Origin of the sequence: Paraburkholderia dilworthii (assembly GCF_000472525.1) — a bacterium.
GTDB classification, from domain to species: Bacteria; Pseudomonadota; Gammaproteobacteria; order Burkholderiales; family Burkholderiaceae; genus Paraburkholderia; species Paraburkholderia dilworthii.
The window spans coordinates 37,327-60,340 of the sequence record NZ_AWZT01000001.1 but is presented as its reverse complement, the minus strand read 5'-3'; the positions used below and the strand labels follow the sequence as shown (position 1 = coordinate 60,340).

The 23,014-nt window shown below is 60.9% G+C and carries 22 protein-coding genes and 1 pseudogene; 12 read left to right on the top strand and 11 right to left on the bottom strand.

The genetic code is table 11. The annotated features are described in order from the left end of the window. The first annotated feature begins 210 nt into the window (after positions 1-210). Together F759_RS0100300 and F759_RS0100295 are read left to right on the top strand one after the other, a co-directional pair. Positions 211-1,326 carry an alkene reductase gene (locus F759_RS0100300; RefSeq protein ID WP_027798073.1) on the top strand — a complete coding sequence of 372 codons (1,116 nt, stop codon included), beginning with the start codon at positions 211-213 and terminating at the stop codon, positions 1,324-1,326. 222 nt (positions 1,327-1,548) lie between these two features. Beyond that, positions 1,549-2,481, top strand: a complete 933-nt coding sequence (locus F759_RS0100295) for a LysR family transcriptional regulator (RefSeq protein ID WP_027798072.1) — start codon at positions 1,549-1,551, stop codon at positions 2,479-2,481. On the opposite strand, the gene F759_RS0100290 is transcribed toward F759_RS0100295, so the two are convergent. The 3 genes from F759_RS0100290 to F759_RS0100280 all read right to left on the bottom strand — a co-directional run bounded on the left by F759_RS0100290 (position 2,458) and on the right by F759_RS0100280 (position 4,885). Next, positions 2,458-3,174, bottom strand: coding sequence for an SDR family oxidoreductase (locus F759_RS0100290; protein WP_027798071.1), 717 nt, complete (start codon positions 3,172-3,174; stop codon positions 2,458-2,460). The two genes, F759_RS0100295 and F759_RS0100290, sit on opposite strands and share 24 nt — an antisense overlap. Before the next feature lie 94 nt (positions 3,175-3,268). Continuing rightward, positions 3,269-3,940 carry a peroxiredoxin-like family protein gene (locus F759_RS0100285; protein WP_027798070.1) on the bottom strand — a complete coding sequence of 224 codons (672 nt, stop codon included), beginning with the start codon at positions 3,938-3,940 and terminating at the stop codon, positions 3,269-3,271. A gap of 378 nt (positions 3,941-4,318) precedes the next feature. Continuing rightward, positions 4,319-4,885, bottom strand: coding sequence for a carboxymuconolactone decarboxylase family protein (locus F759_RS0100280; protein ID WP_027798069.1), 567 nt, complete (start codon positions 4,883-4,885; stop codon positions 4,319-4,321). Between the two features lie 545 nt (positions 4,886-5,430). Between F759_RS0100280 and F759_RS0100270 the strand changes: the two genes are divergently transcribed. Both F759_RS0100270 and F759_RS0100265 read left to right on the top strand, forming a co-directional pair. Beyond that, complete coding sequence (locus F759_RS0100270) at positions 5,431-6,234, top strand: DUF72 domain-containing protein (protein WP_027798067.1); 804 nt, start codon at positions 5,431-5,433, stop codon at positions 6,232-6,234. 154 nt (positions 6,235-6,388) lie between these two features. Continuing rightward, positions 6,389-6,658, top strand: a pseudogene (locus F759_RS0100265) (pyrrolo-quinoline quinone); the annotation flags it as partial. Positions 6,659-6,747: 89 nt separating this feature from the next. Here the strand turns inward: F759_RS0100265 and F759_RS0100260 are convergent. Then, positions 6,748-7,149 carry a hypothetical protein gene (locus F759_RS0100260; RefSeq protein WP_027798065.1) on the bottom strand — a complete coding sequence of 134 codons (402 nt, stop codon included), beginning with the start codon at positions 7,147-7,149 and terminating at the stop codon, positions 6,748-6,750. Positions 7,150-7,887: 738 nt separating this feature from the next. Between F759_RS0100260 and F759_RS0100250 the strand changes: the two genes are divergently transcribed. Next, the gene (locus F759_RS0100250) at positions 7,888-9,006 is read left to right on the top strand and encodes a 3-deoxy-7-phosphoheptulonate synthase (protein WP_027798064.1); all 1,119 of its coding nucleotides are present in this window, start codon (positions 7,888-7,890) and stop codon (positions 9,004-9,006) included. A gap of 177 nt (positions 9,007-9,183) precedes the next feature. Here F759_RS0100250 and F759_RS0100245 read toward each other — a convergent pair whose 3' ends face one another. Next, positions 9,184-9,462 (bottom strand): HU family DNA-binding protein, encoded by a 279-nt coding sequence (locus F759_RS0100245; protein ID WP_006049832.1) that lies wholly within the window; start codon positions 9,460-9,462, stop codon positions 9,184-9,186. Positions 9,463-9,811: 349 nt separating this feature from the next. Here F759_RS0100245 and F759_RS0100240 point away from each other — a divergent pair, with 349 nt between their 5' ends. Together F759_RS0100240 and F759_RS0100235 are read left to right on the top strand one after the other, a co-directional pair. Continuing rightward, on the top strand, positions 9,812-10,195 hold the full coding sequence (locus F759_RS0100240; protein WP_027798063.1) for a hypothetical protein: 384 nt from the start codon (positions 9,812-9,814) through the stop codon (positions 10,193-10,195). Between the two features lie 181 nt (positions 10,196-10,376). Then, positions 10,377-12,347 carry a putative bifunctional diguanylate cyclase/phosphodiesterase gene (locus F759_RS0100235; RefSeq protein WP_027798062.1) on the top strand — a complete coding sequence of 657 codons (1,971 nt, stop codon included), beginning with the start codon at positions 10,377-10,379 and terminating at the stop codon, positions 12,345-12,347. A gap of 25 nt (positions 12,348-12,372) precedes the next feature. On the opposite strand, the gene F759_RS0100230 is transcribed toward F759_RS0100235, so the two are convergent. Then, a complete protein-coding gene (locus F759_RS0100230; protein ID WP_027798061.1) occupies positions 12,373-13,101 on the bottom strand; it encodes a DUF899 family protein in 729 nt (242 codons plus the stop codon). A 250-nt stretch (positions 13,102-13,351) separates the two neighbouring features. On the opposite strand from F759_RS0100230, the gene F759_RS0100220 reads away from it, so the two are divergent. Both F759_RS0100220 and F759_RS0100215 read left to right on the top strand, forming a co-directional pair. Next, a complete protein-coding gene (locus F759_RS0100220) occupies positions 13,352-14,278 on the top strand; it encodes a LysR substrate-binding domain-containing protein (RefSeq protein ID WP_027798060.1) in 927 nt (308 codons plus the stop codon). Positions 14,279-14,380: 102 nt separating this feature from the next. Further along, positions 14,381-15,640, top strand: a complete 1,260-nt coding sequence (locus tag F759_RS0100215) for an MFS transporter (RefSeq protein WP_027798059.1) — start codon at positions 14,381-14,383, stop codon at positions 15,638-15,640. A gap of 24 nt (positions 15,641-15,664) precedes the next feature. Here the strand turns inward: F759_RS0100215 and F759_RS0100210 are convergent, their stop codons facing one another. Continuing rightward, positions 15,665-16,270 carry a peroxidase-related enzyme gene (locus tag F759_RS0100210; RefSeq protein WP_027798058.1) on the bottom strand — a complete coding sequence of 202 codons (606 nt, stop codon included), beginning with the start codon at positions 16,268-16,270 and terminating at the stop codon, positions 15,665-15,667. A gap of 161 nt (positions 16,271-16,431) precedes the next feature. On the opposite strand from F759_RS0100210, the gene F759_RS0100205 reads away from it, so the two are divergent. Both F759_RS0100205 and F759_RS0100200 read left to right on the top strand, forming a co-directional pair. Further along, positions 16,432-17,394: a LysR family transcriptional regulator gene (locus tag F759_RS0100205; RefSeq protein WP_027798057.1), complete on the top strand. Its 963-nt coding sequence runs from the start codon at positions 16,432-16,434 to the stop codon at positions 17,392-17,394. An 88-nt stretch (positions 17,395-17,482) separates the two neighbouring features. Then, the gene (locus tag F759_RS0100200) at positions 17,483-17,896 is read left to right on the top strand and encodes a cupin domain-containing protein (RefSeq protein WP_027798056.1); all 414 of its coding nucleotides are present in this window, start codon (positions 17,483-17,485) and stop codon (positions 17,894-17,896) included. An 8-nt stretch (positions 17,897-17,904) separates the two neighbouring features. Here F759_RS0100200 and F759_RS0100195 read toward each other — a convergent pair whose 3' ends face one another. Together F759_RS0100195 and F759_RS0100185 are read right to left on the bottom strand one after the other, a co-directional pair. Beyond that, positions 17,905-18,087 carry a hypothetical protein gene (locus F759_RS0100195; RefSeq protein WP_027798055.1) on the bottom strand — a complete coding sequence of 61 codons (183 nt, stop codon included), beginning with the start codon at positions 18,085-18,087 and terminating at the stop codon, positions 17,905-17,907. Between the two features lie 419 nt (positions 18,088-18,506). Then, the gene (locus tag F759_RS0100185) at positions 18,507-19,121 is read right to left on the bottom strand and encodes a TetR/AcrR family transcriptional regulator (RefSeq protein WP_027798054.1); all 615 of its coding nucleotides are present in this window, start codon (positions 19,119-19,121) and stop codon (positions 18,507-18,509) included. Positions 19,122-19,204: 83 nt separating this feature from the next. On the opposite strand from F759_RS0100185, the gene F759_RS0100180 reads away from it, so the two are divergent. Beyond that, positions 19,205-20,356, top strand: coding sequence for an MBL fold metallo-hydrolase (locus tag F759_RS0100180; RefSeq protein ID WP_027798053.1), 1,152 nt, complete (start codon positions 19,205-19,207; stop codon positions 20,354-20,356). 44 nt (positions 20,357-20,400) lie between these two features. Here F759_RS0100180 and F759_RS0100175 read toward each other — a convergent pair whose 3' ends face one another. Further along, entirely contained in the window at positions 20,401-21,486 is a 1,086-nt protein-coding gene (locus F759_RS0100175) for a porin (RefSeq protein ID WP_027798052.1), read from the bottom strand. Positions 21,487-21,609: 123 nt separating this feature from the next. Beyond that, positions 21,610-22,911, bottom strand: coding sequence for a dicarboxylate/amino acid:cation symporter (locus tag F759_RS0100170; RefSeq protein WP_027798051.1), 1,302 nt, complete (start codon positions 22,909-22,911; stop codon positions 21,610-21,612). Between the last annotated feature and the right edge of the window lie 103 nt (positions 22,912-23,014).

The following is a 23,014-nucleotide window of genomic DNA, read 5'->3' as shown; positions in this document are numbered from 1 at the left end:
AACTTTGCGCGGCGTGCGACATCCGCTGAAGCCCGGCCGGAGTGATAAGCGCTATTCCCGCAAGGAACGACCAATGGCGCTCGACGCCTCGCGCTTCTAACTATTCCAGGCAGGAATGACAGCTATCACCCAGTGCTGTCTTCTGCAGATTCGCGCTTGCCCTGAAGATCCAGAGGTCTTCCCTCTTCTGCTTTTTTCAGGTAACGCGCAATGAACACACTCTTCACCCCAGCTCAGGTCGGCCCCTATTCGCTCGGTCACCGCGTCGTCATGGCGCCGCTCACACGGATGCGCACCGACGCGCACAACGTTCCCGGCGATCTGATGGTCGATTACTACGCGCAGCGCGCCTCGTCGGGCGGTTTGCTGATTTCCGACGCAACCTCCGTGTCTCCGCTCGGCTTCGCCTATGTGGGCGCGCCGGGCATCTACACCGAAGCACATGCACACGGCTGGCGACGCGTTACCGACGCTGTCCACGCAAAAGGCGGACGCATCTTCCTGCAACTGTGGCATGCCGGACGCCAGGCGCATCCCGCCAACATCGGCGCACAAGTGCCGATCGCGCCTTCTGCCGTGCGCGCCTATGAACACTCGGCCATCCACGACGAAAACGGCCAGGTTATCGAAGTCGAACAGGTGCTCCCGCGTGCACTCGCACCAGAAGAGATTCCCGGCGTAATCGAAGAATTCCGTTACGCGGCGGCGCTTGCGAAACAGGCCGGTTTCGATGGCGTCGAACTGCATGCCGCCAATGGTTATCTGCCCGACCAGTTTCTGCAGGACGGCACGAATCACCGTACGGACGCATACGGCGGCTCACTAGAGAACCGCGCGCGCTTTCTGTTCGAGGTGCTCGATGCAATCGGTTCGGTGTGGGACGCCTGCCAGATCGCGGTCCGTCTTTCGCCCGGAAGCTCGTACGGCACGATGTCCGACAGCGATCCGCATGCCACGTTCGGCTATGTCGCGCGTCGTCTGGGTGGCTATGGGCTCGCGTATCTGCATGTGGTCGAGCCGCGTGTCCGCGGTAACGATGACGTCGCCGCAGCGGCGTCGGCGGTCTCGGCGAAAGACTTGCGGCGTGTATTCAAAGGCACGCTCATCGCGGCGGGCGGCTTCACCGCGGACAGTGCGCATCGCATGATCGAAGCAGGTGACGCCGATCTCGTCGCGTTCGGGCGCCTGTTTATCTCCAATCCGGATCTGCCCGAGCGACTGCGCGTCGGGGCGCCGCTGAACCGTTACGACCGCTCGACGTTCTATGGCGGCAATGCACGCGGGTACACCGATTATTCCTTCCATAGCACGGCGCCGGTTATGTGAGCCGAAGCGCACCCATAGCAAACCGGCCCCGCCGCAGGAACGCCCGCAGCGGGGCCGGTTTGCTTTTGCGGATTGTGTCCGTGAATCGTGCCTGCAATTGAAGCTGGCAGAGACTTGTCACCAGTAATTTAATCGGCCGCAAGTTCTGACGCGCTAGACTTTCGCCTTAACACATCTCAGCCACGACACGGACTTCACAGTCCTTCAAGGAGAGGCAGCGGCATGGACCGGATGGCAGCAATGGAAACGTACGTCAGCGTCGTGGAGGCGGGCTCGTTCTCGGCAGCCGCCAAGCGACTCAAGCTCGGGCAGCCGGCCGTCTCGAAGTCAATCGCGCAACTCGAAGAGCGACTCGGCGTGCGACTCCTTTTGCGCTCGACACGCGGACTCACGCCCACCGATGCCGGTCAGCGCTTCTACGAGCACGCGAGGCGCGCAATCGAAGAAGTCGACCTCGCCGAACATGTCGCGCGCGATGCTTCTACCGGGCTGTCCGGCGTGCTGCGTATCAGCGCGGCCGTGACCTTCGCGCGGCTGCATATCCTCCCCGCGCTCAAGACGTTTCTCGATCGGCACCCTGATTTGCAGATGGATATCGTGCTGGACGACCGCACCATCGATCTGCTCGAAAAGGGCGTGGACGTTGCCCTGCGCATGGGATCGCTCGACGATTCGACAATGACCGCGCGCCGCATTGCGCAAAGCCGTCGGCTGGTCGTCGGAACGCCTGCGTACCTCGCCGAAGCGGGCGAGCCGAAAACCCCTGCGGACCTCAGCCAGCATCAGGTGATCGTGTATTCGTTGCGAGGCGGCGGCGAGTCGTGGGCGTTCAGCCAGCACGGCAAGGAAGTGGCGGTGGTCGTGTCCGGGCGCGTCAGCGTGAGCGCCGCCGAAGGGATGCGTACGACGGTGCTTGGTGGACTGGGCCTTGCGATCGCGTCGGAATGGATGTTCTCGCCGGAACTTGCCGACGGCGCGGTTCAAGCGGTACTGACCGATTGGGAATTGCCCCCGATCGACCTGTGGGCGGTCTTCCCGGCCGGACGCCTGGTGAGTGCGAAGGCGCGAGCGTTCATCGCCTTCGTCGAAGAGATACTCGGTGCCGCCGGCAGCAGCAACGGCGGCCCGTCCTCAGAAAGCGAGCTTGCCGATTGATGCGCCGCCGTCGACGTAAAGCGTCTGACCGGTCATGAAAGCCGCCGCATCAGAAAGCAGAAAGTCGATCGTCGCGGCGATTTCATGAGGCTGACCGAAGCGGCCGATGGGCACTGAGGCCAGATAGCGCTTCTCACCCTCGCTACCCGGCGGATTGTTCGCGCGAAACAGCGCGGTCTCGGTCGGACCCGGCGCGACGGCATTCACCGTGATGCCCGTGCCGGCCAGTTCCAGCGCCCACGAACGCGCAAAACTCACCAGCGCTGCTTTGGCCGCTGCATACGCCGTGCGCTGCGCGATGCCGAGAATCGTCAGGCTCGAAATGTTCACGACGCGTCCCCAGCCGCGAGCCCGCATACCGGGAAGCAGCGCTTGCACCGTCTGCACGGCAGGATGAAGATTCAGCGCGAGAACGTCATCGAGATCGTTTAGCGCGACTTCGCCCAGACGCTGCGGCCTGACGAGCGCGACATTGTTCACCACGCCATCGAATGCATGACGACGCACCAGGTCATCGAGCGCCGCGCCCGTTGCGGAACGGTCAGCCAGATCCACGCGGACCAGTTCGCCCGGAAAATCGCTTGCTTCGCGCGCGAGACCCACCACATGGTGGCCGTCGGCAATCAGCCGTTCTGTCAACGCGAGGCCAATGCCTTTGCTCGCGCCGGTTACGAGAAACGTACGTTGTGTCATCAAATGTGCTTGACGAACCGGAAGGAATCGAAATGCCGCGACGGGTTCTCCGGCGCGGCGTGGCGTGGCGAGCTTTGAGCGTTGAGCGGTAAGCTCAGGCGTTGGACGCCGCTTTTTCCAGAACCGGGAACATGTCCGACGGGTCGGGACGACGCGTGTAATCCGGATTGACTTCGGAATACAGCACGATCCCATCCTGTCCGATGACATAGCGCGCGGGCATCGGCAATGTCCAGTTGGGGTCGTTATTGAACGCCGGCAGATCGTTCTTCAGGTTCTTGTACAACTCGACGAGATAGTCGGGCAACGTGAAACGCAATCCGAAGTCGGCGCCCGTCTGACCGTTCACGTCGCTCAGCACCGGAAAACCTAGTTCGTTGACGCGCACCGACTTGCGGCTATTGACCGGCGTTTGCGGCGAGATCGCCACGACGCTCGCGCCGTAGGCCTGAATCTCCGGTAGCGCTTCGTTGATCGCCTGCAATTCGATATTGCAGTATGGGCACCAGACGCCGCGATAGAACGTCACCACCAGCGGGCCCTTCACCAGCAACGCAGCGGAAGACACGTCGTTGCCATCCTGATCTTTCAGTTCGAAATGCGGCGCGCGGTCGCCGCCCTTGATCGCGCGGCCCGCCTGCCCGCTCGCAATCAGTTCTGCCGTGGCGCGTTCCATCACCGGATGAATCTCCGGCGGTGCGTTGAACGGCGGCTTGCCTGCCTTGAAGTCGGCCCGGAATGCGTCGAGTTTGTCTTGCAGTGACATGAGTGTTCTCCGTCGAGAGGTGTAGAGGAAGAGGAACTAACGAGTCAGTAGCTTCAGGCTGCGTTTTGCGCTGATGCAATGCGTGCCACTTCGGCCGCAGTGATGCCTTCGAGCGCCAGGCCGTAGTCGATGCCTCGTCGAACACGCGACGCAAGCGCCGGGTGAGTCCGATGCGAGCTTACCTGGTGGTGAGCGGCGGCTGCTTTGCGATAGCGAGCCGTCGGTATGGAACCGGATTTCGAGCACGCCGTCCCGCGTACGGGTCAGTCCGGCGTTGAGGTATGCATCTTTATAGCGGTGAGCGGGGACACTTCGGTTCCTCGGTGCGCTTCTTCGGTATGGGGTTTGACGGAAGCCGCGAGGACTCCCGAAGACGGCCTAAGCAGCGACAGCGACCGGTTTAGTCCACTCGTTACCAGCCATGAAGCCGTCGAGTTCGGTGTGGACGATGTGGTTCGTGTAGTTGCTCATCACCTTGGTTGCCACGCCCAGGATCACTTCGAGGACGTTTTGACGGGTGTAGCCAGCGGCGAGGAACGCGTCGACATCGGCGTCGGGGACGAAGCCACGCTCACGCACCACGAGCGTCGTGAAGCGATGCAGCGCTTCGAGCTGGGTATCGGGCAGCGGCGTGCCCGCGCGCAGCGCGGCGATCACCCCTGCGTCCATCTTGATCATCTTCGCAAGCGTGCTGTGACCGGCCATGCAGTAGTGGCAGTTGTTCTCGAAGTTCGAGCTCAGGTAGACGACCTGCTGCTCATGCGGCGTCAGTGTGCTTTTCGAGAACAGATCCCACAGCGTCGAGTAACCGGCCAGCAGCGCGGGCGATTGCGCCATATGCGCCTGCAGGTTGGGGACGAAGCCGAAGGCACGCTTCGTGTCTTCGAGGCTGGCTTTCGACGCGGCCGGTGCGTTATCGACCGTGTAGGCTTGGAAGTTGCTCATCGCTTTGCTCCTGTTGGTTGACGGTGAGCAAATGATGAAGGTCGGCGCCCGCTCGAAGAAGGCAGGCGCCGTCGATAACAGTCATTCCTGGCAGGCATAAAGCGATGGCGGTGCCGTTGGCGTCCGCACGCATGAGGACACAGATGGTCGCGACGGGAAGGATTGTTTCGTTTGCCCGACGGGTTTCGATTGTCAACTGTCTATTGGGGTTGGTCTTTCTGCATTTCGGCGCGTTCGATGACCTGGAATGTTCTGCGCTTGTCGCGAACCGGTGCACCGAAGGACTAAAGACAAGTCTGGCCTGCGTCAGCAGTGAGCAGTGAGCAGTGAGCAGTGAGCAGTGAGCAGTGAGCAGTGAGCAGTGAGCAGTTATGCTAACGAGTTCTCCGATTTCGGTAACATGACAACGCGTCCGCTACCATTGGCACGGCAACTGTAACAGCGACTTGCAGGTCACCCCGGTATGGACGCAAGATATAACTGCTAACGTTGGTATCGGCACCGGAGCGCCGTTAGGCAAACCGGAGCGACGAGGAAAACCGCATATGGCAACACGCACGAAACCGCGAATCCGGGTCGGCATTGGAGGCTGGACCTATGCCCCATGGCGCGGAGTGTTTTATCCGCAGGATCTGACGCAAAAACACGAGCTCGAATACGCGAGCCGCCAGTTTTCGACCATCGAAATTAATGGGACCTTCTACGGCTTGCAGAAGCCCGAAAGCTATATGAAGTGGCACGACGAGACGCCTGACGATTTTGCATTTACACTCAAGGCGCCGCGCTACGCAACCAACCGGCGGGTATTGGCCGAAGCCGGTGACAGTATCGAACGCTTCTTCGACAGTGGCCTTGTGCACCTGAAAGACAAGCTCGGTCCGATTAACTGGCAGTTCGCGACGACCAAGCAATTCGACGCCGAGGACTTCGAAGCGTTTCTCGCTTTGCTGCCGAAGAAGCTGGACGGACTTAAGTTGAGGCATGCGGTCGAAGTCCGGCACGAGAGTTTTCGCAACGAAGCCTTTGTCGCGCTGACGAACAAATACGGCGTGGCGATTGTTCTAGCCGGCGATAGCGATTATCCGCAGATCGCTAGTCTCACCGCACCGTTTGTATACGCCCGCATCATGGGCACGTCTGAAAAGGAAGCCCAAGGTTATTCGAAGAAGGCGCTCGATGCATGGGCGGATCGGGCACGCCAGCTTGCCGCAGGCACAATTCCTGAAGATCTCGGGCCATTCAAGGCCACGACCGCCGCAAAAAGCGGGCGTGATGTGTACCTCTATGTAATTAGCGGCTTCAAGGAGCGCAATCCGACCGCGGCAAGAGCCATTATCGAGCGGCTGTGACAGGCCGTAATTAAGCAATGCGCGAACATCTGTCGAGCGTTCAATCGCGCGCGTCCAGCAAGATGAGCGGCGGGGCTGATTCACAGCGTGTATCGGCTTCATCTGTGCGTCCAGCGGCAGGCGCTAACGCTCGTGAACGTGAACGTCTACCTTGCGCAGTTCCGGCACCTTCCCTTACCCTGGCGCGACGCCGAGCGTTTCGGCAAATGGCACGTCGAGTGCGATCGTTTGGGCCGCCGAGAACGGCCCCGTTGGCGCCTTGCATGCCTTTAACGCCGGCGATCTCGGCCAGGAACTCTACAACAGCAATCAGTCTGGCGCGACGCACACCTTCGGCGCGGGAAACAAGTTCATTACGCCAATGATCGCGCATGGTCACGTGTACGTCGGCACAACCAGCCGCGTGGCGGCGTTCGGATTGTAGAGGTGAGAATGACGGTTCAAGGGACGACCGGCAGAAGCCGGCGAGCCTCTTTCCTTTCGATCGGGGTGGTTCAGGAAATCTAGGGGTAACTATCCGAAAACACGCGTCCATGCTTGCCGAATGCGACGCGCGCGATCTTCGAAGAGGTATGAGGCAACGAGCGTCAGGAGACCTGAAATAACGCCCGTCACTATGTGCTCGGCATAGGGGATGCGGTAGTGGCTCTCGTGCGAGTAGGCGTCGCCCAACGCTGTCAGGAGGCCGACGACCAGCGCATTACCCCATCGATGCGCGTAAAGTTTCGCCGCAGGCGTGAAAGTCAGAAGCACGGCGAGGAGTCCGGTGAAGAGGCCTGTTTGAAATGCAATCGTCCAGTGGGCAAGGCTTGTGACATTGCCCCAACTACCCGGCATGCAGGTCATGCAGGCACTGGTCGGCTGCCAGAAACGCTGGATGAACAGCCTGGCGCGGCGCTTCCACTCGGTTGACATGATGTATTCCCATCAATGCCGTCGTCACGGCCGACGCCACCATGCGTATCGTTGGCGCGGGTCCCTGCCCTATACCCGCTTGCGACCTTTGTCGGTATGCGTTGAATCTGCGCAGCGCCGGGGCCGGGCAAGAAGGTGGGCATGGTGGAATGCTACACCGCAGTCTGGCGGTCGCCGCTTTAACTGGGACCGCCGTTCGGCAAGCGGGTTTCTTCGACGAAGTGCGAAGACCGTCCTGCTGACTTCCTTCCTATACGGGTATCGCGCAGCGGCCCGGCTGATGAAAGCGGCATGACGCAATACGCGCTACTACTGCGCGGGCACCGGCACAATCGACACAATGCGCGAGCCGCCGGCAGTTGGCCCGACGCGCCGATCGTAGCCTTGGTATGCGCGCATCATCGGCCACGACCGATAAAGGCCAAAGGTTATTCGGCGAAAGCACGCGACGCATGGGCTGAACGCGCGTCTCAACTGTCTGTGGGCACTACACGCGGCGATCTGGAAACGTGTGCAGAACCGCCCGCGAAAGCAGCCGCACGCGATGTTTATTTCTACGTGATCAGCGGCTTCAAGGAACGCAATCCGGCGGCTGCAATGGTGCTCATCGAGCGGCTCCGATCGGCGCCGTTTCGGCGGCGGCATGCGAGTGTCATAATCCCGGCAGCGAATCACACGCAAAGACACCCCTATTCAAGGCCGCGAGGCCCACTCACATCGAAAGTCCGGGAGAATACCTTGAGCGCCATCGACAATCCTCTGCACGACCAGGAAGTCGGCTCGGCCGACGCCACGCAGGACACTACGCGCATCGACGACGTTCGCATCGGCGCGGTCCGCCCGCTGATTTCCCCTGCTCTATTGCAGGATGAATTGCCCGTGCCGGTCGCGGTGCAATCGCTGGTGGAAAAGACACGCGTGGAGATCGCCGATGTTCTGCACGGGCGCGACGACCGCCTCGTGATGATCGTCGGGCCCTGCTCGATTCATGACCACGACCAGGCGATCGAATACGCACATAAGCTGAAAGCCGCCGCCAGTGCGTATAAAGACGACCTGCTGATCATCATGCGCGTGTACTTCGAAAAGCCGCGCACCACAGTAGGCTGGAAAGGCTATATCAACGATCCGCGTCTGGACGGCAGTTTCCGCATCAACGAAGGACTGCGTCTCGCACGGCAATTGCTGCTCGACATCAACGGCCTGGGCTTGCCCACCGCCACCGAATTCCTCGATCTGCTCAGTCCGCAGTACATCGCCGATCTGATCGCGTGGGGCGCAATTGGTGCGCGCACAACGGAAAGCCAGAGTCATCGGCAACTGGCTTCTGGCCTCAGTTGCCCGATCGGTTTCAAGAACGGCACCGACGGCGGCGTGCAAATCGCAGCGGACGCGATCGTGGCCTCGCGCGCGAGCCACGCGTTCATGGGCATGACGAAAATGGGCATGGCCGCGATCTTCGAAACGCGCGGCAACGACGACGCCCACGTAATTCTTCGCGGCGGCAAGAAGGGACCGAACTACGACAGCGCGTCGGTGGCCGCGACCTGTGCAGCGCTTAGATCAGCAGGCTTGCGCGAACAGGTGATGATCGACTGCTCGCACGCGAATTCGGGCAAATCGCATTTGCGTCAACTCGATGTAGTGCAGGATCTGGCGCAACAACTTTGCGCGCACGAGCGTCGCATTATCGGCGTGATGCTTGAAAGTCATCTTGAAGAAGGCCGTCAGGATCTGAAGGCCGGAGAGCCGCTGCGTTATGGCGTGTCGATTACGGATGCCTGCGTAAGCTGGGCGCAAACCGAACCGGTGCTCGAAACACTCGCTGAAGCGACCCGTAAACGCCGCGCGGGCTGATCGGGTACGCGGCCTCAATGCGAAGCCAACCGCAGAAAGCCGGCACACGCGCCGCCCCTTCCCCCGATGGGTCCATCTTACCGGGGCTGGGCAGCGCGTGATTCTTCACACCCGAGGCATCGCTCGCGCCGCGCTATCACAGCGCATTGCGGATGCTCCGGCGTGGAGCGCGTTGCATTACGACGCGTTGACGGCTTCCTTGAACGCCTTGCCTGCGGTGAACTTCACCGTCTTGGCTGCGGCGATCTGGATCTCGGCGCCCGTCGACGGATTGCGGCCCACGCGTGCTGCGCGCGCGCCTGTCGAGAAAGAACCGAAACCGACCAGTTGCACCGTATCGCCACCAACAACGGCTTTAGTCACCGCTTCAACGATAGCGTCGATGGTTTGGCCAGTGGCCGCTTTGCTTTCGCCCGTTGCTGCGGCGACTGCATCAATCAGTTCCTGTTTGTTCATAGCACTTCCCGTATGGTAATCATGGAACCGGCGCTACATCTGTCGCGCCGGGACCGACACACTAACGCATAGGCGCGCTTTCGCGCAAACGCTGCGTGTAAGCCTTGTATCACCCGCCCACAGCCGATTTGACGATTTTCGTCGGCAAAGTGCCATAAGAAACGCGCGCTTACGTGTTTCTCCCGCTTGACCGGCGCGGGCCGCGTATCACAATCCGTTGCAATTTCAGTGCTTTAGCGCAGACCGAAAGGCTCGCGGACAAATTTTTACTATGTCACGGTGTTGGGACGACTACGCGCATTCGCCCAATGTCGCGCCATCTGAGCCAACAATCGGGAGAAAGAAAAAGATGATTTTTCGCCATATAGCAACATCTGCGCTGCTCGGCGCGCTCTCGTGCACGACTGCCTTAGCCGATGAAAATGCTTGCGCGATGCTCGCGGGCGGGACGAATTCGGCCACACCCCAAGCGTTTCAGGTTCGCGACGGCGAGCCCGTCGACCTCATTAGCGGAGCAAAAACGGTGCACGGCAAGCTACTCGTGTTCGGCGAAAACGACGTGTTTCGCGCTTACTGGCAGCCGGAAAACAGCGCCGAAAAATATGTTCTGGCAAATGCCGGCGACAATGCAGTGCGCCTCGTCTCCACGGTGCCGCAGGGCAGTCCGGCCACGCATGGGGAGCCGGGTACGATGCTGGGCCCTTTGCGCGTGCTGTCGTGTCCCAGGCTTTGAACGGCCGTACCAAGGTCAAACTTACCCGTAAAGACCCGCAAGCGCATTGTCGCCGCAGTCCCGTAGGTCGTACTTACCGCTTTACAGGCGATGCTGAACGGCGCATTAACGCACTCAAGGTCCGATCGGCATCTGCCGATATACCAGGCTGCGCATGCGGCGCAAACGTTAAGGGACAGGAATGGTTGGAATAGCCAGATTGAGGCAAGCGTTGTCCGGGGCGCAAGAAGACCCCGATCTCGTGCGTTCGCAGCTCCAGGCGGTCGGCCGCCAGATTCCGCTTCTTTACTTCATCCTGTTCGTCAACACGTTAGCCGTCACCGTCACGCATTTGCATAGCGCGCCGGCGTGGCTGTCGGTCTACGCGCCGGGCGCGCTGTGCACGTTGTGCGTCGTTCGATGCATACGGTGGTGGCGGGCCCGGCACCGTGTGCCCACGCCCGAGAAGGCCGTGTCCGAGGCACGCAAGCTTATCTGGCTCGCCGGCACTTTCGGCATTGCGTTCACCGCCTGGTCGCTGATGCTGCTGCCGTACGGCACCGCGTACCAGCAGGTGCAGGTCGCGTTCTACATGGCGACCACCGTAGTGGGTTGCGTATTCTGCCTGATGCACTTGCGCGCGGCCGCATTGCTGCTTCTGTCCATAGTGATCCTAAGCTTTGCGACGTTCCTCGTCTTCACGGGCTCGCCGGTCTTCATTGCGATGGCGATCGACATGTCGCTCGTCGGGCTCGCGCTCGCTTTCATCATCGAACTGTATTACCGGACCTTCTCTGGCGCCGTGCATGCGCAACGCGAATTGCAAGCGAGTCAGGAGAAAACCCAAAGGCTCAGCGACGAGAACTTTCGCCTTGCGAGCATCGACAGCCTGACCGACCTACCCAACCGCCGCAGCTTCTTCGCGTCGCTGCGGGCGCTATCCGAACAGGCGCTTGCCACTGGCGGCGGCTTCAACGTCGGGCTCATCGATCTCGACGGCTTCAAGCAGGTCAACGATATCTACGGCCACGCAAGCGGCGACCTCGTGCTCCAGGAAGTCGGCTTGCGACTGCTCGCGCTGGCTGAGCCCGGTGTATTCTTCGCGCGGCTTGGCGGCGACGAATTCGGCGTGCTCGCCCAACACACGCAGTCGAAAGAGACGCTGTTCGAATTGGGCCAGCGCATTTGTGACGCGCTCAGTCAGCCGTATCGCGTCGCGGGCAATATCGCCGAACTGTCGGGCACGATCGGCTGGGCCGCCTTTCCGGATGCAGGCCAGACCGTTACACAAGTGTTCGAACGCGCGGATGCGGCGCTGTACGTCGGCAAGGAAAGCCGGCGCGGTACGGCAGTGATCTTCTCGACCGAGCATGAAACGCGCATTCGACGCTCGAGCCTCGTCACGCAGGAGTTGCGTCACGCCGAACTGGAGTCGGAACTCTTTCTGGAGTTTCAGCCGATTTCCGATGTCGTCACCAACCGGACGATCGGGCTGGAAGCACTTGGGCGATGGCATAACCCGAGGCTCGGCGCCGTCAAGCCGGAAGAGTTCATCCGGATCGCGGAACGAACCGAGATCATTCTGCGCATTACTGAAGTGCTTTTACATAAAGCGCTCGCCGAAGTGCCGCACTGGCCGGGCGAGCTCTATCTGTCGTTCAATCTTTCTGCAATCGACATTTCGACGTCGGCACGCGCACGCCGCCTGATCGAGATCGTCGCGGCAAGCGGCGTGCCGCCGCACCGCGTGTCGTTTGAGATCACCGAGACCGCGCTCACACGCGATTTCGAACAGGCGCGCTCGGCCCTCACGATGATCAAGCATGCCGGTTGCCGCGTTTCTCTCGACGACTTTGGCACCGGCTATTCGAGCCTGAGTTACGTGCACCGTCTTCCATTCGATTCGATCAAGATCGACCGCAGTTTCATGACCGACGTCGATTCGAACAGTGCATCGAAGAAGATTGTCAAATCGGTACTCGACCTGTGCAAGAACCTCGGGCTCGAATGCGTGGTTGAAGGACTCGAAACATCGTCGCAGGCGGAAGTAGTTAAGGCATTAGGCGGCCGCGCGGTGCAAGGCTATCTGTTCAGCCGGCCCATGCGTTCGGGCGCCGTCCCGGGCTATTTGCAGGCAGCGCTCGAGCAAAGCCGCATAGCAGACGCGACTTAGTCATCGCAACCGCCGCAAAACAGCGCTAACGCGGCGCTGCGTTGTACTCCAACTTCGGATACCAGTCACGGCCACGACCGCCGGGCGTCATGTCGAGCAGGGTCCACAGAGGCATCACGTCGGGCGCGCCGCGCGGATCCTGCCCGGGGTCGGCGGTCCACGGACCCATCTCCTCGGCCCAGAAGTGCCGTATCGTATTGCCGGATCGCATGAAGACGTTGAACGCGGGAACGTCGTCGCCATTCGGATCTTCTCCCGCATAATCGCGATTAAACGTATTGCCCGCCGACGAATACAACCGCAAATGGCGCCAGCCCCGCTCTCTCCCGAAGGCGACAAGCTTCTCTATAGGCGAGCGGCCGATCACCGCGAACGCGACGCGCTGCAGAATGTCGGGCATTTCGCCGTCGTAGGCGCTCAACAGCGACGTGCACATCGGGCAAGGCCGCTCGCGAGCCGGACCGAACATCCAGTTATACGTGACGAGCGTATCGTGCGTGCCGAACATTTCGGACAGCGTAACGGGGCCGCCCTCACCTTCGAAACGATAGTCCTCCGGTACGGCGCCGCCTGGCGGCAACGCGCGGCGCTGCGCGGCAACGCGTTCGATATGGCGGCGCAAGTCTATTTCTTCAGCGAGCAACTCGTTGCGCGCGCGGCGATATTCAGCGCTTTCGCCGGGAAAGCGGCGCGGCGAGTCGGCTAGTTCGCGGGCCGGCTTGAGGGTCGGCGCGGCTTCGTTCAGTTCAGTCATCTGCAATCTCCCTGTGGAGGAATGGGCAAATGCGCGGCGTGCGGCCTGCGCATCGCCGCGCATATCGACACGACGATCGAAGCCGCGGTGAATCGACAGCACGCGCGAAGATTTTCCAAATGACGTTCGTCGACGCGTTTGCGCACTGCAACGAAACGCGGTCGCGAAACGATCCGCACATCGAGGTATGCTGTCGCGAAACAGCGCGCACGCGGCCTCGCGGGCGCCGCGCCGTCATAGGGAATGCAACATGCCGCTACGTCTCCCGCCCTTGCCTGCGCTTCGCTTTTTCGAAGCGGCCGGCAGGCATCAAAGTTTCAAACTCGCCGCCGCCGAACTGAATGTGACGCCAAGTGCGGTCAGTCACGGTATCGTCGGTCTCGAAGAGGCGCTCGGCGTTGAACTGTTCGTGCGCGAACCGCGCGGCATTTCGTTGACGGCCAGCGGCGCGGATTATCTGGCATATGTTTCAGAGGCATTTTCGCTGATCGCAATCGGCACGCAGCGTCTGCCGAACCATCGCGCGAACCGCCCCATAACCTTGAGTTGCGCCCCAACGTTTGCGTCGCGCTGGCTGCTGCCACGCTTGCAGAACTTCAGGGCGCGTTGGCCCAATGTGAATGTGACCGTCGACACGTCGCGTCGCCAGGTCGGTTTTCCGGTGGACGGGTTCGATTTCGCCGTGCGCATGAGCCGTGCGCCCGTTGCGGGAACTGCGTGGACGCGGCTCTTTGGGGAACAGCTCGTCCCTGTATGCAGCCCCGCCTACCTCGCGTCCCTGCGTGACGTGCACGGCATGCCGTTATTGCGCAAGGCCACGTTGATCCACGTGAATGCCGCGAGCGAAGACTGGCAGGCGTGGCTCGATGCTACCGGTACGGAAGGAGTCGATCCCGGCGACGGCTTGCGCGTCGACACGATCCAACTCGCGTTCGAAGCCGCAAGCATGGGCCTCGGCGTTGCGCTCGGCCGCAGGCCGTTGGTGGATCGCGACCTCGCGAGCGGCGCGCTCGTCGAAGCGGGTTCCAGCACGATCGCTTCGGCCACCGCCTACTGGCTCGTCGGCGCGGAGAACGCCCAACGCCGGCAGGAACTACTCGACTTCAGGCAATGGATACTCGCGGAAGCCGAGCAGTTTTCGCGCGGCACGACCGTTGATGAGCACGCATCGCAATAGCGGTATTGCGCACAGGTGAGCCGCGCTCATCTGTCGTCAAAAACTTTTCTTTTGCTGCTTCTGATCCTCGCTGCGACCATTGCGTCGAAGGAGATCAGAACCATGTCGACCGCCAACAGCAAGCGCTTCGCCCCCGCGTTCAATCACACGACGCTCGTCATTCTCGCCGCCGCGCTCATTCTCAGTGCGGCAATGGGCATCCGGCAGACGTTCGGACTATTCATCGGGCCATTTTCATTCGATCGAGGCCTGCCCGTCACGCTCATTGCGTTCGCGATTGCGCTGCACAATCTGGTATGGGGCTTCGCGCAACCGTTCGCGGGCGCGGCTGCGGACCGCTACGGGTCCGCGCCGGTGGTCGCATTCGGCGCGACGACTTTCGCGGCGGGGCTCGGCCTCGCGGCAGTGGCGCCGGGCGGGCCGATGTTGATCGTCGGCATGGGCTTGCTGGTGGGTATCGGCGTAAGTTGCACCACGTTCGGCGTCGTGTTGCCGGCGGTCGGCCGCGTGGCATCGCCGGAAAAACGCAGCATGGCGATGGGCCTCGTCAGTGCAGGAGGTTCGGCCGGGCAGGTATTGATGGTCCCGCTCGTTCAGGGCATCAGGCTCAATGCGGGCATTGCCACGTCGCTCTTCGTGCTGGCTTTCCTGATGCTGATGGTTGCCCCTCTTGGCATCGTACTGGACCGGCGCGCGCAAACCGGCGCGCCGCTTCGTGAACCGCCGCTCGCTCCATTGGTGTCGCTACGCAGCATGCTTGCCGAAGCGGCACGGCATCGAGGATACCGGCTGCTCACGCTCGGCTTCTTTACCTGCGGGTTTCAACTTGCCTTCATCGCCACGCATTTGCCCGGCTATCTGTCGCTATGCCATATGCCGATCGGACTCGGCGCCACTGCGCTTGCATTGATCGGCTTGTTCAACATGATCGGCAGTTGGGCCTGCGGCTGGTTAGGCGGCCGGTTCAGACAGCATTACGTGCTGGGTTGGCTCTATCTGATTCGTAGCGCGACGATCGGCGCATTCTTTCTGCTGCCGAAAAGTGCCCTGACGGTAGTCGTATTTGCAGCCGTGATGGGCCTGACGTGGCTCGGCACCGTTCCACTGACGAGTGGGCTCGTTGCGAAAGTATTCGGCACACGCCATCTCGGCACCCTGTTCGGCGTCTGCTTTCTAAGCCATCAGATCGGCTCGTTTCTCGGCGCGTGGCTGGGCGGCGTCGTCTTCGATCTGACGGGTTCCTATTCTCTGCTGTGGCAAGCGACCGTGGCGAGCGGGCTGATCGCCGCACTGCTGCATTTTCCGATTGACGACACCGAACTCCACGCGCCCGCACTGGGTTCGAAACTGGCGAGCGCATGAGTCCTGCATCAGCACGCAGGAGTGCTATTTCTGCGCGGTATCCGAAGCGGTTTTCGGCACACGGCCCATCAGATAAAACTCGTCGTTGGGGCGCATCGAAATGACATTGGCCATGCGATTCGACAAGCCGAAAAAGGCTGTGATTGCGGCGATGTCCCAGATGTCTTCGTCGGAGAACCCATGTTCCCGCAAGGTCTGGAAGTCGGTTTCGTCGACGGAGCCCGATTCGCGGCATACCTTTAACGCAAAGTCGAGCATGGCTTTTTGCCGTGCAGTGATGTCCGCCTTGCGATGGTTCACCGCAACCTGATCCGCGAGCAGCGGCGCTTTTTCGTAAATGCGCAGAATTGCGCCGTGAGCGACTACACAATAGAGGCAATCGTTCACCGCGCTCGTGGCGACCACGATCATCTCGCGTTCGCCCTTAGTGAGGCCGCCCTCTTTCAGCATCAATGCATCGTGATAGGCAAAGAACGCACGGAACTCGTCGGGCCGATGCGCGAGCGTCAGACACACGTTCGGCACGAACCCGGCTTTCTGCTGTACTTCGAGAATGCGTGCGCTGATGTCCTCGGGCCATGCGCTGGGATCGGGAACCGGGTAGCGGCTGATCGGCTGAAGATTTGGCATGCTGTGTCTCCGTTATATCGCTATATGTCATGACGATTGTAGCGCTCCTGCGCATTTGCCGGGTACAGCGCGAGCCGCTTCACATAAACGAGTGCGCGCTCTTCCAGAACTCGGTGCAATCCGGTATTTTCCATCGATTCATCCTCGATGAGCGCGGATTCATGGACCGTCTTGAAGCAATGTCGATTCTCGTAGCCGCGGCCGAAAGCGGCAGCTTCTCCGCGGCGAGCCGCAAGCTGAATATGCCGCTGCCTACCGTCAGCCGTAAAGTCGCGGAACTGGAGGCGCATCTGAACGCGCGTCTTCTCGTACGCTCAACGCGCAAGCTCGCACTGACCGACGCGGGCGTGGCCTACCTCGCCGCGTGCAAGCAGATTCTCGAGCAGGTTAGCGAAGCAGAAAGCGCCGCAGCGGGCGAATACAGCACGCCGCGCGGCGAGCTTGTCGTAACGGCGCCAATCGTGTTCGGGCGGCTGCATATACTGCCCATCGTCGGCGATTTTCTCGCGACGTTTCAGGAGATAAGCGTGCGGCTCGTGCTGGCCGACCGCAACCTGCATCTGCTCGACGAACATATCGACGTCGCGCTGCGCATCGGTCAACTGCCGGACAGCAGCATGATTGCGATGCAGGTCGGCACGGTGGGCCGCGTCGTGTGCGCGAGTCCGCAGTACCTTGCGCAAGCAGGCGAGCCCGAAACGCCAGCCGATCTTGCGCGCTTTTCTTGCGTGAATTTCGATTCGCTGCCTTCGGGAACCGTGTGGAATTTCGCCCCAGGGCAAGGGCGGCAGCAGGCCGTTGCGATTCGTGCGCGGCTGTCGGTGAATACAGCGGAGGCGGCCATCGACGCCGCCATCGCCGGTGTCGGCTTGACCAACGTGCTGTCGTATCAGGCGGCGCGCGCGGTCGATGAAGGCAGGCTGAAACTCGTGCTGCGCAACTACGAACCGGAGCCCGTTCCTGTGAGCCTGATGCACGCGGGGCAGGGAAAATTGCCGCTGAAAACACGCAGTTTCATCGATTTCGCCGTACCGCGTTTGCGCGCGGCGTTGGCTCGGGACAAGGACATCTTGCATGCGAAAGACACGCCGCGCGCCAGACAGAAACGCGCATCGCATAGTTGATAAGGCTCCGAACAAGATGCCGAAGCGGCGCGTCTATCGTCTAGACTTTCGTCCATGACGCAGATAACGCTGTTGCAAAGGAGGCACCATGTCGAACGTTTTGCACGATGCAAAGCCAGGCGTCGTCAGGGTCCGCCCCGACGAGGCGATGATGACAAACCAGCGCTTGCCGTATTTTGTCGGCATTTGCGCAAGCACTGCGGGCGCTACGGGTTTGTCGATGTACATGGTGGTGGTGCCGCCCGGCAGCCATGCCGAACCGCACTATCACGCCGACTATGAAACGGCGATTTACATGCTCGAAGGAAAAGTCGAGACACGCTATGGCCCCGGCTTGCGCGAGTCCGTGATTACCGAAGCGGGCGACTTTCTTTTTATTCCGCCGGACGTGCCGCATCAGCCGTTCAATCTGGACGACACCGTTGCAGCAAGAGCGATCGTCGCGCGCAATCAACCCCAGGAACACGAACGCGTCGTGCCCTACGATCCTGCGAGCGCGTAGCGCGCTGCTTACTGGCTCGCTGCCGATGCGCCGCCCATAGGCGCCGCCGTGCCGCTGCTCATGGCAGCCGGCCCGCCGGTGCCCGCGGTTCCGGCCGTATCGTTCGAGCCCGAGCGCTTGCATCCCAGGCTGCCGCCTGCCAGCGCCGCGATCAACACGGCGGTCATCACCTTCCTTAGCACTGGTTCCATCATCATCTCCTCATCGGCCGACGCGACGCGGTCATAAAAGCGGCCGTCTTCTGTCCCTGTACAAGTTGCAATGCCGTGTAAAAACCGGGCAACGATCATGCGGCACGCGGCTCGCTACGAGCATGGCTTCACGGCCCGATTGCCAATGCATGCTCGCGCAGAAGCTTGCACTGATTGCGAGTTCGCGTTTCAGGGTAAAAACGGCGACGCATAGCCGTCACACACGCATGACTTGCGCCCGTTTTGACGAACGAGTTAAAGAGGTGAGTTCAGAGCAGCGCTAACCGCTATCGAATGTCCAGGCGCGAATCGGCGCGCGCCGTCGCACGCGAATGGCAGGACGTGCGGTCGGCAATTACCCGTAACCGCATCGCGTCGTATCGAACGACCGGGGACATGACGCCTGCGCACATCGGCGCTCACGCATAGCGCGCGAGAAACAGATCGGCTGTCGACTCCGCGATTGACTGCTGTTCGGCCTTATCGAGCGGCGGTTGCCCCATCGTCACTTGCGGCCAGAACGCGAAGGCCTTCACGAGCCCTTGCAATTGATGCGCGGCAAACATGGGATCCGAAATCCGCAGACGTTTATCGGCGGCGGCCGCGCGTATCCACACCGTCAGGTCTTCCTCGCGTTCGCCTAGGCGAGCCACCATGTCGCGCGCACGTTCCGGCGAATGAATGCCCGCGGCGATAGCCACGCGCGCAAGCGCCACAAACGCCTCGTCGTTCATCAGCCGGAGCTTGCGCATCAACAGTTCGATCAGTTGCTCGCGCAACGGCACGGCCGCCCGATAAGCGAACGCCTCGCCCGTATGACTCGCGTCCCACAACTGCCGCAATATCTCCGCGAATAACACTTCCTTGCTGGGGAAATGGTTGTAGACCGTGCGCTTCGAGACATTCGCGCGCGCGGCGATGCGGTCCATGCTGGTGGCGTCGAAGCCGGCCGCGAGAAATTCCTCGATCGCCGCGGAAATCACGGCGACGCGCTTGCGGTCGGTCAGGCGTTGATGAGTAACGGTCGGGTCCATCCCGAAATTTTACACTCAGCGGTTTACTTTTCGAGATTATAAATTACACTAGGCAGTCTACTTTCCAGATCAGGACGTCACACATGACAGCGCTCATCGATTCCATCGGCCGTGTCCTGGGTTTCACTGCGGCGCGGCGCGGGCGCGAGCTCTCCGGACTGTCGCCGCAGCATGACGGCGAGCGCTTTCGCAACGTCAAGCCGCGCCCGGCCGAAGGATTCGGCAAAACCTTGCGCATCGCGTGGAATGTGTTGCTGAACAAGCCGCAGGGAACCGCCCCGGCAGGCGCACTGCCCGTCGACACGTTGACGCGAGAGCAACTCGATGCAGCGCCCGACCGCAGCCTTTACCGGCTCGGGCATTCCACTGTGCTGCTGAAGTTGCGCGGTCAATTCTGGCTGACCGATCCGGTATTCGCCGAACGGGCATCGCCGTTCCAGCGTCTCGGTCCAAAGCGTTTTCATGCGCCGCCCATCGCGCTGGCCGATTTGCCGCCGCTTGCCGGCGTGATTCTTTCGCACGACCACTACGATCATCTGGATCGCGAAACGGTGCTCGCGCTTGCCGCCACGACGAAGGTGTTCGTCACGCCGCTCGGCGTGGGCGACCGGCTGATCGAATGGGGCATCGACGCAAGCCAGGTGCGGCAGCTCGACTGGTGGCAAAGCGTTGAGATTGACGGCATGGCATTCACGGCGACACCCGCGCAGCATTTCTCGGGACGCAGCCTGTTCGACGGCAATAGCACGCTGTGGGCGTCGTGGGTAATCGTCGACGACGATTTGCGCGTGTTTTTCAGCGGCGACACCGGTTATTTCGACGGCTTCAGGACCATCGGCGAGCGCCTCGGACCATTCGACGTGACGCTCGTCGAAACCGGCGCATACGACGCGCAATGGCCGTATGTCCACATGCAGCCCGAAGACACCGTCCAAGCCCATGTCGACTTGCGCGGCCGCTGGCTCGTGCCGATTCACAACGGAACGTTCGATCTGGCTATGCACAAATGGTACGACCCGTTCGAGCGCGTGTTGGGACTCGCCGCCGCGCGTGGCATCGCACTTTCGACCCCGCGCATGGGCGAGCGGCTCGATCTGTGCGCGCCGCATCGCGGGGAGCGTTGGTGGCGCAATGTCATCGAGGTGTCGAAGGCACCCGAAGCATCGCGAGGCTTCCTCGCACGTTCATTCGCACGCTTGTCCTCATGCAACAGCGCGGGGCGGGCCAACTCCTGAGCAATGGGCAGCGCGGAACCCGGTTCCGGAGTTCCGCCGCTCATCTAGAACGTGTGCTGCATTCCAACGCCATAGGTGCTGCCGGACGGATTGGCGGTGAGCTTGTCGTATGAATACACCGTGTACACGAAGGTGCGTTTAGACAGAATGTACTCATAGGCGAGGCTTGCCGTATTGCGCACGTTGCTCCGATTTTGCGGTGCGCTGTGTTTCGTGCGCGCCCACTCGGCGAGAATCACATTGGACGGCGTGAGCGGCACGGAAACGCCCAGTTCATACGTGTGCGAGCCCGTTTCGACATTGTTGTTACTCGTCATTTGCGCGGCGCCGTACACCTTCATGAACTTCGCGTCGTATGCAGCGCCGGCGAGATAAAGGTACTGCCCCGTCGACGGCGAAACCGCCGCAGTCCGCACGCGTTGCGCGGAGAACACCGCCGTCAGCGGTCCTTTCGCATACGTCAAATGCAGGCCGATGTTGTCGCGCCCCTGATGTCCTGTCGTGCTGCTCACGCTATAAATCGCGGTGCCTGTCAGCCCGCCGTAGTTCGGCGATACGTACTCGATTGCGTTTTGCCAGACGGTGTCGCCAATCACCGTATTGCTGTAGCTCGCCGTGTACGACTGCACGATCAATGGCGAGAAGACCACGGAAGAGCCAAACGGATTGACGAGTTGCTGGTTGATATACGTCGGATTGGTTTGCTCGCCGAACTTGAACGTACCGTATGCACCGGTGAGTCCCACGTACGCGTTGCGCGAAAAAAGCCCGTCGGTCGTATTGCGTCCCATCTGTCCGGTATTCGGCCTGAAAAAACTTTCGAGGCTGAAGATCACCGCATTGCCGCCGCCGATATCCTCGCGGCCGCGAATCCCCCAGAATGATGTCGTCATTCCGCCACCGCCCAATTGCACAGTGCTGGCGCGCGTCGTGCTGAGTCTCGCGCTGTCGATGTACATGCCGATCAGCCCGTACATTTGCACCGACGAAGTCGATATCGACGCCGCGCCCGCCGCGGCTTGTGAAGAATCGGCTTTCGCTGTGCCGCTCACTAACGCGAGCAAGGCTGTTGCAATGCATGTTGCGTTAAAGCGCGCCACGTGGTGCGTGCCGTTTGTTTTTGTGCACATGGATGGTGTCTCCAGACCAGCTTGTATTTTTTTAGCGCGAGCTTTCCCTACTGCGTGCGCGTGTGCGCACGCAGTCAGAAAGAATCTCTGGATGTTTTACAGCGGCTACGTCAATTCACGCGGTCAATCCGCGCGTCGGCGCGACATGCCTGCATTCAGTTTCGAACGGTCGAGTTCGTGCTCCCATGCAGACACGACAAGTGTCGCGACCCCATTGCCGATGGTGTTCGCAATCGCGAGACCTGTACCCATGAAACGGTGGATGCCGAGAATCAGCACCATGCCGGACACCGGAATCAGTGGGAAAACTAGTAGCGTGGACGTGAGCATGACGAACGCAGCGCCCGCCACGCCGCTTGCCCCTTTCGACGTCAGCATCGCCACACCCACCAGCGTCAATTGCTGCGTTAGGCTGAGCTCGATGTTGAACGCCTGGGCAATGAAGAGCACCGCCATCGTCAGATAGATGTTGGTGCCATCGAGATTGAACGAGTAGCCCGCCGGAATGACGAGTCCAACCACCGATTTCGAGCAACCGAGGCGCTCGAGCTTTTCGAGCATCTGCGGAAGCGCAGCCTCCGAAGAACTCGTGCCGAGTACGATCAGGATCTCTTCGCGGATATAGCTCATGAAACGCAGAATGCTGAAACCGAGCAGCCGCGAAATCGCCCCGAGCACCACGATCACAAATATGAGCAGCGTCGCGTAGAAAGCACCGATCAGCTTCAGTAACGGCACCACCGCGCCGATTCCATAAGTGCCGATCGTGAACGCAATCGAGCCGAACGCGCCGATCGCCGCCACCTTCATGATGATGTGAACGATGCCGAAAAACGTGTGCGCAAAGTAGTCGATCATTGCGATGAGCGGCCGCCCACGTTCTCCGGTCGCAGCGAGCGCCGCACCGAATAGCACGGAAATGAGCAGGATCTGCAACACATTGCCCGATGCAAATGCGCCGGTGACGGTGTCCGGAATAATGTGCATCAGAAACTCGACCGTGTTCTGCTGATGCGCCGCAGTCGTATAACCGGCCAGAGCTTTTGTGTCGATGGTGGCCGGATTCAGATTGAAGCCGCTGCCCGGGTGAAAAATGTGCCCTGCCACAAGCCCGATCACGAGCGAGAGCGTCGACACGATTTCGAAGTACAGCAGCGCCTTACCGCCTACTCTCCCGACCTTCTTCATGTCGCCCATTCCGGCAATGCCGGTCACGACCGTACAGAAGATGATGGGACCGATCACCATTTTAATCAGCTTGATGAACGCGTCGCCGAGCGGCTTCATCTTCACGGCGAGCGACGGCGCGAAATGCCCGAGTAGCACGCCGATAATGATCGCGGCGAACACGTGAAAATAGAGCGTTCGGTAGAACGGCTTCTTTGCGCCGGGCGCAGACGAGGTCATGACGGCACTCTCGCTCATGAAGCCGCTCCGGGCCGGCAAACGCGGGGATTAGTTATGGTCATCTTTGTCTCCATCGAAATTAAGTAGCGGAAAGTCGATAAGTGTCGCTCTCCGCATGCCT

Bases quoted from the DNA above. Each gene is read 5' to 3' on its own strand.
- F759_RS0100290 (WP_027798071.1), bottom strand. From the start codon at position 3,174: ATGACACAACGTACGTTTCTCGTAACCGGCGCGAGCAAAGGCATTGGC.
- F759_RS0100280 (WP_027798069.1), bottom strand. From the start codon at position 4,885: ATGAGCAACTTCCAAGCCTACACGGTCGATAACGCACCGGCCGCGTCG.
- F759_RS0100260 (WP_027798065.1), bottom strand. From the start codon at position 7,149: ATGTCAACCGAGTGGAAGCGCCGCGCCAGGCTGTTCATCCAGCGTTTC.
- F759_RS0100195 (WP_027798055.1), bottom strand. From the start codon at position 18,087: ATGGAACCAGTGCTAAGGAAGGTGATGACCGCCGTGTTGATCGCGGCG.
- F759_RS0100210 (WP_027798058.1), bottom strand. From the start codon at position 16,270: ATGCCAAATCTTCAGCCGATCAGCCGCTACCCGGTTCCCGATCCCAGC.
- F759_RS0100205 (WP_027798057.1), top strand. From the start codon at position 16,432: ATGGACCGTCTTGAAGCAATGTCGATTCTCGTAGCCGCGGCCGAAAGC.
- F759_RS0100245 (WP_006049832.1), bottom strand. From the start codon at position 9,462: ATGAACAAACAGGAACTGATTGATGCAGTCGCCGCAGCAACGGGCGAA.
- F759_RS0100230 (WP_027798061.1), bottom strand. From the start codon at position 13,101: ATGACTGAACTGAACGAAGCCGCGCCGACCCTCAAGCCGGCCCGCGAA.
- F759_RS0100295 (WP_027798072.1), top strand. From the start codon at position 1,549: ATGGACCGGATGGCAGCAATGGAAACGTACGTCAGCGTCGTGGAGGCG.
- F759_RS0100180 (WP_027798053.1), top strand. From the start codon at position 19,205: ATGACAGCGCTCATCGATTCCATCGGCCGTGTCCTGGGTTTCACTGCG.
- F759_RS0100235 (WP_027798062.1), top strand. From the start codon at position 10,377: ATGGTTGGAATAGCCAGATTGAGGCAAGCGTTGTCCGGGGCGCAAGAA.
- F759_RS0100240 (WP_027798063.1), top strand. From the start codon at position 9,812: ATGATTTTTCGCCATATAGCAACATCTGCGCTGCTCGGCGCGCTCTCG.
- F759_RS0100175 (WP_027798052.1), bottom strand. From the start codon at position 21,486: ATGTGCACAAAAACAAACGGCACGCACCACGTGGCGCGCTTTAACGCA.
- F759_RS0100270 (WP_027798067.1), top strand. From the start codon at position 5,431: ATGGCAACACGCACGAAACCGCGAATCCGGGTCGGCATTGGAGGCTGG.
- F759_RS0100170 (WP_027798051.1), bottom strand. From the start codon at position 22,911: ATGAGCGAGAGTGCCGTCATGACCTCGTCTGCGCCCGGCGCAAAGAAG.
- F759_RS0100285 (WP_027798070.1), bottom strand. From the start codon at position 3,940: ATGTCACTGCAAGACAAACTCGACGCATTCCGGGCCGACTTCAAGGCA.
- F759_RS0100185 (WP_027798054.1), bottom strand. From the start codon at position 19,121: ATGGACCCGACCGTTACTCATCAACGCCTGACCGACCGCAAGCGCGTC.
- F759_RS0100215 (WP_027798059.1), top strand. From the start codon at position 14,381: ATGTCGACCGCCAACAGCAAGCGCTTCGCCCCCGCGTTCAATCACACG.
- F759_RS0100200 (WP_027798056.1), top strand. From the start codon at position 17,483: ATGTCGAACGTTTTGCACGATGCAAAGCCAGGCGTCGTCAGGGTCCGC.
- F759_RS0100220 (WP_027798060.1), top strand. From the start codon at position 13,352: ATGCCGCTACGTCTCCCGCCCTTGCCTGCGCTTCGCTTTTTCGAAGCG.
- F759_RS0100300 (WP_027798073.1), top strand. From the start codon at position 211: ATGAACACACTCTTCACCCCAGCTCAGGTCGGCCCCTATTCGCTCGGT.